Below are 13,028 nucleotides of genomic sequence, written 5' to 3' on the forward strand. Positions count from 1 at the left end.
AAGAAGGCGGGCTCGTCACCCGCCTTCCATCTTGAAGAGAAAGGCGGGCCTTCCGGCCCACCGTCGTCAGCGAAGATTGAGCGCCACGAAGCGGCGATCGCCCTCGGCATTGGCGATCAGGAACAGCGCGGAATTGCGCCCCTCGGCCTTCAGGGCGTCGATCCGGCGGGTCACCTCGGCGGGGGAATTCACCGCCTCGTTCTGCACTTCCATGATCACGTCGCCGGCCTGGACACGCCGTTCGGCGGCTCGCGAATTGGGGTCGACCTGGGTCACGACCACGCCGCGCGCATCGTCGCGCAGCCGGTAGCGCTGGCGCAGTTCCGCCGTCACGCCCGACAGCTGCAGCCCGAGCGCCGAGACGGTCGGGTTCTGCTGCGGGCGTTCCGCCGGCTGGCGGCCCGTGGAGGCCTGCTGAATATTGCCTTCGCGACGGCCGAGCGTCACCATCAGCGTCTCTTCCTTGCCGGCGCGCATGACCACCACGGGCACCGCCTTGCCGACCGGCGTCTCGGAGACGATGCGCGGCAGTTCACGCGAGTTGCGCACTTCCTTGCCGTCGAAACGCAGCACCACGTCGCCGGTGCGCAGGCCGGCCGGGCCGGCCGGACCGTTCGGCTCGACGCCGGCGATCAGCGCTCCGCGCGAGCCGCGCAGGTTCAGACTTTCGGCGATCTCGTCGGTGACCTCCTGGATCCGCACGCCGAGCCAGCCGCGCCGGGTCTCGCCGAATTCGCGCAACTGCTCGACCACCGGCTTGGCGGTATTGGCCGGCACCGCGAAGGCGATGCCGATATTGCCGCCGGACTGCGAGAAGATCGCCGTATTGATGCCGATCACCTCGCCGGCCATGTTGAACAGCGGGCCGCCGGAATTGCCGCGATTGATGGCAGCGTCGGTCTGGATGTAATTGTCGAACGGGCCGGACTGGATGTCGCGGTTCTTGGCCGAGACGATGCCGGCGGTCACCGTGCCGCCGAGGCCGAGCGGATTGCCGATGGCCATGACCGGCTCACCGATGCGGATCTTGTCGGAATCGGCGAAGGGCACCGCCTTCAACGGCCGCTCCGGCTTCACCCGCAGCACGGCGATGTCGATCTCGCGGTCGCGGCCGATGATCTCGGCCTTCAGCCGGGTGCCGTCATTGAAGATGACGGTGACTTCATCGGCGCCGTCGATCACGTGGTTGTTGGTGATGATGATGCCGGAGGCGTCGATCACGAAGCCGGAGCCGAGCGAGGATTGCCGGCGCTGCGGCTGCTGCGGCTGGCCGGGCGCACCCTGGCCGCCTTCGCCGCGACGGCGGAAGAATTCCTCGAACAGCTCGTCGAACGGCGTGCCCGGACCGGGGCGAGCGCCGTCGCGATTGCCCGGGTTGCCGGGGTTGCCGGGGGTGCCTGGAGTGCCGGGCGCGCCGCCCGGCGGACGGGCGGCCGAGGTATCGACACGGGTCTGGGTCGAGATATTGACGACCGCGTCGATGACGCGCTCGGCGAGATCGGAAACGTCGATGGCGGCGCGGGCCTCGGCCGGTGGCGCCAGAGCTGGCGTCAGCGACAGCGGCATGCCGAGCGTCAGCGTGAGCGCTGCCGCGGCCATGCCGTCGCGAAGCCGATGGGTGGAAGACTTAGTGCGCGCCATGGCGGATCCCCGTGAAATGGCCCGATCCGTCGGCCCTGGAGCCGGCCGAACGCATGATCGTGGCCTCGGAAGGAACACCCATCGTGTTTCGACGGGATGTCGTCGTGTCCTACTCAACCATGAAATGGGGCAAATTGGCGACCGGCGAAAGGAGGCTTGTCGTCGCGGGTACGGTCCAATCCCTTCACAGCTGCTTGAAGCGGACCAGTTCGACCGTCCGTCAGGGCGCGCGGAAGGCTTCATCGACCGGTACTTGCAGGCCGGTCGCCAGCCGGTTGGTCTCGCTCGCCATGCCGACCACGGCAACGAGTTCCATGAACTGCGCGTCGGTCATGCCCTTGGCGCGCGCTGCGGCCGAATGCGAGCGGATGCAATATTCACAGGAATTGGCGATCGAAACCGCGACATAGATCATTTCCTTGGTCAGCGGATCGAGCGCACCCGGTGCCATCACCTGTTTGATGCTCTCCCAGGTGCGCTTCAGAGCCACCGGGTCATGGGCCAGCGCGCGCCAGAAATTGTTGACGAAGTCGGTGCCTCTGACGGCACGGATGTCGGCGAAGACGGCGGCAGCTTCGGGCGACAGCTGGTCGTCGTCGAGCAGGACCATGGTCGACATGCGGGTCTCCGGTTTTTGTGGCGGCTCAGCCGCGGCTTCTGACGATGGTGCCGCACGGCCTCGAGGTCCACCAGTGATGCGGTGACCTCGCCGCGGCGCGACAGGATCTGGCGGGCCGGCGAAAAAATGATCTCCCAGCCTGAACTTTATCCTGGCTGAGTCGCGACCCAGAAATGTTGTCCCGACAGCGCCGGGTCTCGGGCGCAATGAATGGATCTGGATGCCATGCTCGCGCGCGCCGCCCTGACCATCGCCCTGTGCTTTGCCGGCGGCTCTTTCGCTGATCTGCGGGCCGCGACCTGCACCTATTCGCGAGCCGAGGACCTTGGCCGCGACGTCGCGGCCCATTTTGTCGCCCGCACCCTGGATCACCTGGCGCGCCGGTTGCCCGCGCGGCCGGTCACCATCCATGTCGAGCATTCGCTGGCCGATGACCTGAGTTTTTCGGCGCGCGTGCCGGCGGCACGGGTGGAAGCACGGCTCGCCAGGGCGGAAACGGCCGAACCGCGCCAGGCGGCGCGTCTGCGCGGGGTGCTCGACGGCATGCAATGCCAGGGCTTGACCTGCCGTTTCGGCCCCTCGGGCATTCTGCACAACACGCTCTATCTGCAGAGCGTCTCCTTCGTGCGCACCGGCGGATGCCTGGCCATCGCCCGTATCGCACTGCTCGACGGCGATTGAGCTGGCCGCCGGCGGGACGGCCCGCCGGCGTCACGCAGCCTGCGTCAGCAGGCGAGCTCTTCGATCAGGCCGGCGACGATCGTGCCGCGCGGCGTGATCGAGCGGATGTCGCAATATTCTTCCTTGGTATGGATCCCGCCGCCCCAGACGCCGAGCCCATCGAGCGTCGGTACGCCGAGCGCCCCGGTGAAATTGCCATCCGAGCCGCCGCCGGACTGCATGTGGTCGATCGGGAAGCCGTTGCGGTCGGCGATCGCCTTGGCCTTGGCGTAGATCGCCATGGTGCCTTCGGAGGCGACGAACAACGGCCGGACCGGACCTGCCTCGATGGTCACGCGCGTGCCGGGGAAGGGCGCTCTCAGCGTCTTCAGCCTGAGATCGATGTCGGCGACATCATCCGGCGTGGCCGCCACGCACAGCACCTCGGCCGAGCAGATCACCGGCACGACATTGACCCAGGTGCCGGCATTGACCCGGCCGACGGCAAAGGTCTGGCCACGCTCGTAGTCCGACCAGTCCTCGACCGTCTCGATGATCCGCGCCATGGCGCGGATCGCGCTGACGCCGCGGCCGATGGCGGCCCCGGCATGCGAGGGTTTGCCGTGGACATGAATATTGTAGCGCAGCACGGCATGCCGACCGGACACGCAGACATGGTCGCGGCCGGGTTCCGGCACCAGCACATGAGCGGCCTTGCGCGCTTCGGCCTCGATGGTGGCGCGCGACGAGGGGCTGCCGACTTCTTCGTCGGGAATCAGCACCACGGTGACCGAGCGCTTCAGCTTGCCGCCCTTGGCCGCGATCAGCTTGCCGAGCACATGCAAGGTCAGCACCGTGCCGCCTTTCATATCGGTGACACCCGGCCCGTAGAGCCGGTCGCCGTCGCGCCGGATCGGCAGCGGCCCGGCGAGGCTGCCGACCGCATGAACCGTATCGACATGAGCCAGGATCAAGAGGCCCGGGCCCGGCTCATGGCCGTCGAGCCGGCCGATCAGCACGTCGGCGAAACCCATGGTGCCCGGCTGGCGCTCGATGCGGAAGCCCATGTCCCGGAGGTCGCGACCGCCCTCGTCGAGCATCCGGTTGACCGCTGCCGCGTCATAGGTCGGGCTTTCGATCGAGGCCCAGCGGATGATATCGGCGATGACGGCTTCGACATCGGTCGTGACGGGCATGCAAGGCTCCTGGCGAGGGCATTTCCAAGGCGCGACGGACCGCCGCGCGAGCGAGGACAATGCGACAAGACGACGAGACGGAGCATTGGCCCGTTGTGATCAACGGCCCGCCACTCCAGTGCGCGCCGAGCCTAGTGCGGTTTGTCGCCGAGCGTCTACGCGCGTTGCCGCTACCGAGCTATGATGCCGAAATTCTCGCCGCCGAAGCGCTGCTCGATCTGGCGCAGCCGGGTGTCGTGGTCGGACCAGTTGAACAAACCCCGGCCGACGCCGGCACCGGGAACGCCGTTCAGCGCCGGCGGTGGCGACAGGCCACGGGCCAGCGGCGAGCCGATGGCATTCAGGTAGAGCAGGGCGCGCCGGCAATATTCCGCGGAGAGTGGACTGATCCGTGTCTCGTCCCAGCCAATACGGTATTTCATCAAGGCCTGACAGACATTGCCGCCCGAACGCTCCCAGGCGCCGGCCAGATAGCTGACGCCGATCCGGATATTGGTTTCCGGGTCGAACAAAGTCTGCGCGGGGCCTTCGAAACCGACATCCCGCGCGACGCTCGAACGCACCTGCATGATGCCGATCTCGTCGGCGCTGCCGACCGCATGCGGGTCATAGGCGCTTTCGATGGTGGCGATCGCATCGGCGAGGTCGATCGGAACGCGGCTTGCCTCGGCATATTTCTTGATGGTCGGCAGGTGCGCCTCGCGGCCGATCGGATAGCGCTGGTCCGCGAAGGCGCGACCTTCGACACGCCGGGCCGGGGCTTCTGCAAAGGGCGGCGGGATATGCGGGGCGGCCGCCGGTGCCTCGGCCTTTGACGCTGCCGATGTGGCGGCGGCGGCTGCGGCGTCGGCGGGCGCGCCCGGCACATCCGCCGGCCGGGCCGCCGGCATGGGCGCGCGAGCCAGCGCCGGCGGCGTCCCCGGGGTGACCGCCATTTCCGGCTGTGCACCGGCCGCGGCCTCGAAGGCTTCGTCGATGCGGCTCACCGACAGGCCCGGTGCGGGGCTCGCGGGCGTCGGCATGTCGAAGCTGCCGGCCGGCCGGGTCGCGCCGGCAAGCGCAGGTGCCGGCGGCGCCGGTGGAGTTGCCGCAACTGCGGCTGGGGTCGTTGCCGCGTCGATTGGAGCCCGGCCCGCCGGCGGCGTGGACGCAGCCTCGGCGTCCGTCGTGGCCGTCGCTTCGGCCGGGATGTCCGGTCGCGCGACCGGCAAGGGCGCGGTGCGCGGGGCCCGGGCGGCAGGCCGATGGGCGCGCGGCGCCGTCGTGCTGGCCGGGGCGACCCGTGTCGGTGCCGGCGGCGACAAGTCGAGTTGGGCACGCGCGGGAGCCGAGGCCGGGACTGTGCCCAACACCACGCCGACGCCCGCGAGCAGGAAGAAACGCATACCGGATCGCATGGCTGAAACTTTACCGCAGGCCATTTCAGAGCGCCACCATGAGCATTTTCGCGCGAATAGGAAGCCGTCTCGCGTGGCGAGAATGCGATTGGAACCAAGAGCTGGGCGATTGTCTCACGCGATTGAGGCAAAACCGCCTCAACGGCTGTTCACCGTGTCCGCATGCGGCTGCCAATCAGCACGACGAGAGCGACGGCGGCGGCAAAACCAAGGGTTTCCGGCCCGACTTTCTCGCCGATCAGCAGGGCCGCGACCGCCAGCGTCACGAAAGTTTGAAGCAATTGCACCTGACTGACCCGGGCGATGCCGCCCATCGCCAGGCCGGCATTCCAGAAGAAGAAGCCGATGAACTGGCTGAACAGTGCCAGATAGATGAAGGCCCACCAGGCCTGTCGCGGCACGATTGCGAGGTCGGCGGGGCTGGTCAGCCAGGCCGCGGGCAGGGTGACCGGCAGGGACAGGGCCAGCATCCAGGAGACGACCTCCCAGCCAGGGCGCGAGCGGGTGAGCACGGCACTCACGGTATAGCCGATGGCGGAGGCCGCCACCGCCGCCAGCAGGAACAGGTCGCCAATTTCGAGATGCAGGCCGCCAGCCTGGCGCAGGGTGAAGGCCAGCACCAGCGCGGCGCCGGCCACACCGGCGAGCCAGAAGCCGGTCGAGGGCCGCTCGCCGGTGATCAGGGCCGAGGCTATTGCCGTTGCGAGCGGCAAGATGCCGAGCACGATGCCGCCATGGACCGATGGCACGGTGAGCATGGCGAGCGCGATGAACGCCGGGAAGCCGGTGATCAGCATCAGCGCCGCAAGTCCATAACCCGGCCATTCCGAACGCGGCGGCACGGTCTTGCGGCCGGCGGCCAGCAGGATCACGGCGACCAGACCGGCGAGCGCCGCGCGTCCAAAAGTCACGAACCAGGGGTCGAGATGACCGACCGCGATGCGTGTCATCGGCAAGGTCGCGCCGAAGATGACGACGCCGATGAAGCCGAGCAGGAGGCCGAGAGCTTTGCGGGAGGACATTCAAATGGGGCTTGCGCGAAACGGGCCGCGACCATCGGGCCGGTCGGCCTTCGGAACAAGCGCTTTTCGCTGATGAGACCGATCACCGGCCGGGTGCCGGTCCGCGGAAGGTCCCCAATCGGGCCATGAGAGCCCACAGGGTGCGCAGGGCGATCCAGCCGATGATCAGGTTGGCCGCAAGGAACAGCAGCGGCGCCAGCGCGGTGACCGGCGCACCGGCGCCACGCTCGACCAGCCGAAGCGCCGCCAGCGGCAGCGCCGAGATGCCGAATGTATAGGCCCAGGCCGCCTGTCCGAAAGGCTGCTCGCGCAGCCAGGGCGCCAGTCGCAGCAGGACCAGGGCCTGGAAGCAGCCATAACCGAACAGCATGAGCGCCAGGGGCGTCGAGCCTGGCTGATCCGTCAGCGCCATGAGGGCGACGCTGGCGACGGCCGCCGGCGCCATATGCACGCCGAGCGTCGCGCGCTGGCCGGGCGGCAGGGTCGTCAGCAGCAGACGTTTGATGATCACCGGTTCCATGGCCAGGAACGACAGGAGGCCGAGGCCGAAGAACAGCCAGCCGGTGTCCGCCTGGCCGAACGAGCCGGCGGCCAGCGCCGCCACCAGGCTGCCGCCGACGGTCGGCATGTAGAGCACCGGCGTGGTGTCCTCGACCACCCGCCCGCCCTGCCAGAGCGCCCCGATGCCCCAGACCGCAAAGCCGAGCACGCCGGCCAGGCCCGCGAGGAACATGAGCCAGGCGAGGTTTGGCAGGTGCGGGGCCAGCGCCAGGCTGGCGATCAAGGTGGAGACCGGGATCAGCGAGGCGAGCATGCCCTGGGCCGGGTGCATCACATCGGCCAGAGCCGCCTCAGGGTCGGTCAGCCAGAGCCTGACATAGGCAATGGCGAGGCCGAGCCAGATCACGGCCGCGGCGATCGCCAGGGTTTCACCGATGAAGGCCGGCGCTCCCCACAGGCGCGCGGCCACCCGCCAGCCATTGCCGAGGCCGCCAATGCCAAGGACCATCCCGAACAGCATGGGGCGCATGTCTGGAGCGGTCCTTCGGTTCGGTTGCGCAGGCGATCAGGCGATCCTAGTTCAGTTCATCCTTGCGGACGAGCCGGCCTTCCTCGGCCTTGAAATAGAACTGCGAGGCGACCAGCCAGCCCTTCAACGGGCGAAGCGGCGGGATGCAGGTGGCAAGGCCGAAGGGCAAGGTGACGACGAGGTGCACCCACAGCGGCGCCTGGTATTTCACCTCCAGCCACAACGCCAGGATCACCAGCGGCACGCAGGCGAACATCATGACGAAGAAGGCCGGGCCGTCGGCCGGATCGGCGAAGCTGTAGTCGAGGCCGCAAACCTCGCATTTCGGCCGAAGCTTCAGGAAGCCGTCGAACAGGTGCCCGTCACCGCAGCGCGGGCATCGGCCGCGGACACCGGTGTGGAACGGCGACAGTTCTGGCCAAACGCGGTCCGACATGACAGGCCTTTCTGGTCGCGCGGGATGGCTCATCTCGGCCGACCGGTCTTTGTATGGATATATCTCCATACAAGGCGTTGAATTTGTCTCCATCGTATGTAATATGTATGCAGACGATGTCAAGGCGACAAAGCCGCGGGCGGGGGCAAGGTGATGACGCAGTGGGTGCCGGATCTGAGTGCGGGCGGCGGGCCGAAATATCTGGCGATCGCCTCGGCTCTTGCCGCCGACATCCGGTCAGGCCGGCTCAAGCCGGGCGACGCCTTGCCGCCGCAGCGCGAATTGGCCAGGCTGATCGGGGTCGATCTGACCACGGTGACACGAGCCTTCAATGAGGCGCGCCGCGACGGCCTGATCGGCGCCAATGGCCGGCGCGGCAGTTTTGTGCTCGGACCGGGCTCGGCCCGGCGCACCATCCCGCCGGTCGCGCCAGTGGCGGTCGACTGGCGCATGAATTTGCCGCCGACGCCGGCGCGGCTGCATCTCGCCGACCGGTTCGATGAAGGCTTTCGCGCCGTGCTCCAGGCACCGGATGCCGCCGAGCGCCTGCAATACCAGCAGGCCGGCGGCGCGCTGCCCGACCGCATGGCCGGCGCCGAGTGGCTGAAGGGCCGGCTCGGCGAGCTCGCCGAGGACCGGGTCGTCATTGCCGCCGGCGCGCAGAACGCGCTCGCCTCGATCTGCCGGTTGCTGCTCGGTTCCGGCGATGCGGTGGTGACCGGCGAACTGACCTTTCCGGGCATGAAATCGGTCGCAGAACGGCTCGGTGTCGGGCTGATTCCGCTGGCGGGCGATGCCCTTGGCCTCGACCCGGATCGTCTTGAAGCGCTTTGCCGGGTGCACCGGCCGAAGGCACTCTATTGCGTCCCGACCATGGACAATCCGACGACCGTCACCCTGAGCGTTGAGCGTCGCGCCGCGCTTGGCGCCATCGCCCGCCGGCATGGCCTGTGGATCATCGAGGACGACGCCTATGGCGATCTGCGGAGCGAACCGATGCCGGCCATCGCCCGGCTCGCACCCGACCGGACCTGGCATATCGCCTCGCTCGCCAAGAGCGTCTCGCCGGCGTTGCGGGTGGCCTATGTCGCGGTTCCCGGCACCGGCGACGGCCTGCGGCTGGGCGCCGAAATCCATGCGGCCTGCGTGATGGCACCGCCGTTGAACGCGGCGTTGGCCTCGCTCTGGGTCCGGGACGGTTCGCTCGCCGAGATCGTTGCCGCCATGCGCGGCGAAAACCGGGCGAGGCAGGAGATCATGACGGAGGTGCTCGCCGGGCACGATCTTGCGGGCGATCCGGAGGCGCCCCATGCCTGGTTGACCCTGCCGGACCGGTGGGAGCGCGAGGCGTTTTCGACCGCGCTCCGCCAGGCGGGGCTTGCGGTCGTCTCCAGCGACGCCTTCGCGGTGACCGACCGGCCGCCCAATGCCGTCAGGCTGTCGCTCGGCAGTCTTGCCGATCTGGGCGCGCTCCGCCGTGCCGCGCGCCTGATCGATGCCCTGCTGACCGGTTCGGGACAGCCGCTGGCTGCCTTCGTCTAACGACCGGCTCCGACATTAACCTTGCAGGGTTCCGTTTGGTCAGACAATTTATACCACAGGGATTAACCCGTAATTCTTGGAATTGCCGCTAGTTTTCACGATCGGGGTGTTGAAGGCGGCGGGCGACGTGACTGATCAGATGATGGAGGCTTGCGACGACGGCCCTGGCAAGTCCGGGCGCGATCGACAGGAAAGCCTGCTCGCCCTGCACGAAACCGCGCTCGACGCGATCACTCATGGCCTCTGCGTCTTCGATGCCGCCTATCGGATCGCGCTGCACAATCGACGTTTCCTCGAGCTTTTCGGCCTGGCCGCGGCGGTGGTTCGTCCGGGCCTTGCCATGCGCGACCTGCTGAAACACAGCGCCGATCGCGGCAATTTCGTCGGCGTGGCCTTCGATGCCGTCTGGCAGGCCCGGTCCCAGCGCCTGGCTCGCGCCGAACCTTTCGACGACTGCCAGGCCCTCGCTGACGGCCGTATCATCGCCATCAGCTATCGTCCGACCACCGATGGCGGCTGGGTCGCGACCTATGCCGATGTCACCGCCCATCACCGCCTGGAGCAAGCCTACCGACTTCAGGTGATGCGCTTCGAACAGGCGCTCGGCAACATGGCGCATGGCCTTGCCATGTACGGTCCCGATGAGCGGCTGATCGTCTGCAACCGCCACTATATCGAGCATTTCGACCTCGATCCCGCGGTCGTGCAGCCGGGCGTCAGCCTTTACGACGTGCTGCAGCATTTCATCGACCGGGGCACCTATGTCGGGATGACCGGGCAGGAGCTCTATGACGAATCGCACCGCCGGCTGACCGAAGTCGGCCGCTGCGATTTCGTCCGGCCGCTCGCCGACGGGCGCTATCTGTCGATCCGCAACCGCCCGACGGCTGGCGGCGGCTGGGTCATCACCAGCGAGGACATCACCGATCGCGAGCACGCCGCCGAAGAACTGCGTGAACAGCATCGCCGGTTCGATGCCGCCTTGAACAACATGTCGCAAGGCCTGTGCATGTTCGACGGCCAGCACCGCCTGACCGTCTGCAACGAACAATATATCAGCATGTTCAGGGCCGACCCGGCGGTCGTGAAGCCCGGCGTCAGCTTGCGCGGCGTGTTCGAGCACGGCGTGGCGATCGGCATCTATCCAGGTGCCACGGCCGAGGAACTGGTCGAACGCCGGATGGCCGCCATGGCCGACCGCGTGACCAAGACCTATGACCAGAAAATGGCCGACGGCCGGCGGATCGAGATCACCATTTGCCCGCTGCCGGACGGCGGCTGGATCGGCACCTTCGAGGATGTCACCGATCTGCGCCAGGTCGAAGCCGAGCGGGCCATGGCCATTGCCGAGGTCCAGGAGCAGAACCTGCTGCTCGACGCAACACTGGACAGCATGGCACAGGGGCTTTGCGTGTTCGACCCGGACCTGCGGGTGGTCGTCCGCAACAAGCGCTATCTGGAGTTCTACGGACTGGATCCCGAGGCCTGCAAACCGGGCACGCCGCTGATCGACCTGATGCGCCTCAGCGTCGCGCGCGGCATCCACCTGCAGGGCTATGATGCCGATGCGGTGATGGCCGATTTCAAGGCCCGGCTCCTCGACAAGGGCGAGCCTATGCTGACCCGTCGGCTTGCCGATGGTCGGGTCGTCGCGGTCCGGTCGCGACCGATGGCGAATGGCGGCTGGGTCACGACATTTGAGGACATTACCGAGCGCGAGCGTGCGGCCGAGGAGCTGAGCGAGCAATATCGGCGCTTCGATGCGGCGCTCAACAACATGGCCCACGGCCTGTGCATGCTCGACGAGCGCCTCAGCCTGATCGTCTGCAACCAGCGCTATCTCGACATGTACCGCCTGTCGCCCGACGTGGTCCGGCCCGGCGTCAGCATGCGCAAGATCGTCGAGCACAGCGTCGCCATCGGCAATTACCAGGACATGTCGGCGGACGACCTGCTCAAGGGTTATTTCGAGCGCCTGAGAGCCGGCAACTACGTTTCCCATCGTCAACTGGCCGACGGACGCATTTTCAAGGTCGTCTACGAGCCGATGGAGCATGGCGGCTGGGTCGCCACCCACGAGGACGTCACCGAGCGGCACAAGGCCGAGCAGCATATCGCCCACATGGCCCATCATGACGCGCTGACCGACCTGCCGAACCGCGTGCTGTTCCGCGACAAGATGGCCGAAGGCCTGACCGACGTGGAGCACGGTGGCGATCCGCTGGCGGTCTTCTGCCTCGACCTCGACCATTTCAAGAGTGTCAACGATACGCTCGGCCATCCCGTCGGTGACCGCCTGCTGCGCGCGGTCTCCGAGCGGTTGATGCTCGCGGTCGGGCCGCAGGGCACGATCGCGCGGCTCGGTGGCGACGAATTCGCCATCCTCATGCGGACGGCCCGGCCGCAGGACTCGGAGGCCCTGGCGCGTCGCCTGGTGGCGCTGATGGCCGAACCCTTCGTCATCGACGGCCAGGTGATCAATACCGGCTCGAGCATTGGCATCGCGGTCGCACCGCAGGACGGCACCGCCGCCGACCATTTGATGAAATGCGCCGATCTGGCGCTCTATCGGGCGAAATCCGAGGGCCGCGGCATGTTCCGCTTCTTCGAGCCGGACATGAGCGCGCGCATCCAGGCCCGGCGCGAGCTGGAACTCGACCTTCGCCAGGCGTTGGGCGCCGGCGAGTTCCATCTGGTGTTCCAGCCGCAGGTGCGCGCCGCAACCGAAGTGCTGACCGGCTTCGAAACGTTGCTGCGCTGGACCCACCCTGCACGCGGCGCGGTCTCGCCGGCCGAATTCATTCCGCTGGCCGAGGAGACCGGCCTGATCCTGCCGATCGGCGAATGGGTCTTGCGCGGCGCCTGCATGGAGGCGGCGCGCTGGCCCGATCCGATCAAGGTGGCGGTCAATCTGTCGCCGGTCCAGTTCAAGAACCGCAGCCTGGTGGCCATGGTGGTGAACGCGCTGGCCGCCTCCGGCTTGCCGCCGCACCGGCTGGAGCTGGAAATCACCGAGGCCGTGCTGCTGCAGAAGGACGACGTTACCATCGCCATGCTGCATGAGCTCAGAGCGCTCGGCATCCGCATCTCGATGGACGATTTCGGCGTCGGCTATTCCTCGCTCAGCTATCTCCGCAGCTTTCCCTTCGACAAGATCAAGATCGACCGTTCCTTCATTGCCGATCTCGACCGCAACAAGGACAATGCCGCCATCGTCCGCGCCATGGCGGATCTGGGAACGAGCCTGCGCATCGAGACCACCGCCGAGGGTGTCGAGACGCCGGAACAGCTCGCCATCGTCCGCGCCTGCGGTTGCACCGAGATCCAGGGCTATCTGATCAGCCCGCCGAAACCCGCGGCCGACGCGCTCGACCTGATCGCAAGGCTCTATCGCAAGGCCGTCGCGGCGTGAGCGGACGGCTGCTGCCGATCGGCAATATTCTCGACGCTCAGCGGCGTTTGGGCTAGCTTTGAGGGCTGGACAG

The 13,028-nt window shown here is 67.6% G+C and carries 10 protein-coding genes; 3 read left to right on the forward strand and 7 right to left on the reverse strand.

Annotation, left to right across the window (positions count from 1 at the left end; genetic code table 11):
• Nucleotides 1-66: 66 nt before the first annotated feature.
• Together E8M01_RS22085 and E8M01_RS22090 are read right to left on the reverse strand one after the other, a co-directional pair.
• On the reverse strand, nt 67-1,641 hold the full coding sequence (locus E8M01_RS22085) for a Do family serine endopeptidase (protein ID WP_136962127.1): 1,575 nt from the start codon (nt 1,639-1,641) through the stop codon (nt 67-69).
• 220 nt (nt 1,642-1,861) lie between these two features.
• Nucleotides 1,862-2,260: a carboxymuconolactone decarboxylase family protein gene (locus tag E8M01_RS22090; protein ID WP_136962128.1), complete on the reverse strand. Its 399-nt coding sequence runs from the start codon at nt 2,258-2,260 to the stop codon at nt 1,862-1,864.
• Between the two features lie 210 nt (nt 2,261-2,470).
• Between E8M01_RS22090 and E8M01_RS22095 the strand changes: the two genes are divergently transcribed.
• Nucleotides 2,471-2,941, forward strand: a complete 471-nt coding sequence (locus E8M01_RS22095) for a hypothetical protein (protein ID WP_136962129.1) — start codon at nt 2,471-2,473, stop codon at nt 2,939-2,941.
• A 44-nt stretch (nt 2,942-2,985) separates the two neighbouring features.
• On the opposite strand, the gene E8M01_RS22100 is transcribed toward E8M01_RS22095, so the two are convergent.
• The 5 genes from E8M01_RS22100 to E8M01_RS22120 all read right to left on the reverse strand — a co-directional run bounded on the left by E8M01_RS22100 (nt 2,986) and on the right by E8M01_RS22120 (nt 8,001).
• Complete coding sequence (locus tag E8M01_RS22100) at nt 2,986-4,116, reverse strand: M20/M25/M40 family metallo-hydrolase (protein ID WP_136962130.1); 1,131 nt, start codon at nt 4,114-4,116, stop codon at nt 2,986-2,988.
• A gap of 170 nt (nt 4,117-4,286) precedes the next feature.
• Nucleotides 4,287-5,138 carry a lytic transglycosylase domain-containing protein gene (locus E8M01_RS22105; RefSeq protein ID WP_170182020.1) on the reverse strand — a complete coding sequence of 284 codons (852 nt, stop codon included), beginning with the start codon at nt 5,136-5,138 and terminating at the stop codon, nt 4,287-4,289.
• Between the two features lie 524 nt (nt 5,139-5,662).
• Nucleotides 5,663-6,535 carry a DMT family transporter gene (locus tag E8M01_RS22110; RefSeq protein ID WP_136962132.1) on the reverse strand — a complete coding sequence of 291 codons (873 nt, stop codon included), beginning with the start codon at nt 6,533-6,535 and terminating at the stop codon, nt 5,663-5,665.
• Between the two features lie 82 nt (nt 6,536-6,617).
• Nucleotides 6,618-7,565 carry an SLAC1 family transporter gene (locus E8M01_RS22115; RefSeq protein ID WP_136962133.1) on the reverse strand — a complete coding sequence of 316 codons (948 nt, stop codon included), beginning with the start codon at nt 7,563-7,565 and terminating at the stop codon, nt 6,618-6,620.
• Between the two features lie 46 nt (nt 7,566-7,611).
• Nucleotides 7,612-8,001: a DUF983 domain-containing protein gene (locus tag E8M01_RS22120; RefSeq protein WP_136962134.1), complete on the reverse strand. Its 390-nt coding sequence runs from the start codon at nt 7,999-8,001 to the stop codon at nt 7,612-7,614.
• 153 nt (nt 8,002-8,154) lie between these two features.
• Between E8M01_RS22120 and E8M01_RS22125 the strand changes: the two genes are divergently transcribed.
• A complete protein-coding gene (locus E8M01_RS22125; protein ID WP_136962135.1) occupies nt 8,155-9,543 on the forward strand; it encodes an aminotransferase-like domain-containing protein in 1,389 nt (462 codons plus the stop codon).
• 127 nt (nt 9,544-9,670) lie between these two features.
• Complete coding sequence (locus tag E8M01_RS22130; protein WP_136962136.1) at nt 9,671-12,955, forward strand: PAS-domain containing protein; 3,285 nt, start codon at nt 9,671-9,673, stop codon at nt 12,953-12,955.
• The last annotated feature ends 73 nt before the right edge of the window (nt 12,956-13,028 follow it).

This window comes from Phreatobacter stygius, assembly GCF_005144885.1.
In the GTDB taxonomy this organism is placed as follows: Bacteria; Pseudomonadota; Alphaproteobacteria; order Rhizobiales; family Phreatobacteraceae; genus Phreatobacter; species Phreatobacter stygius.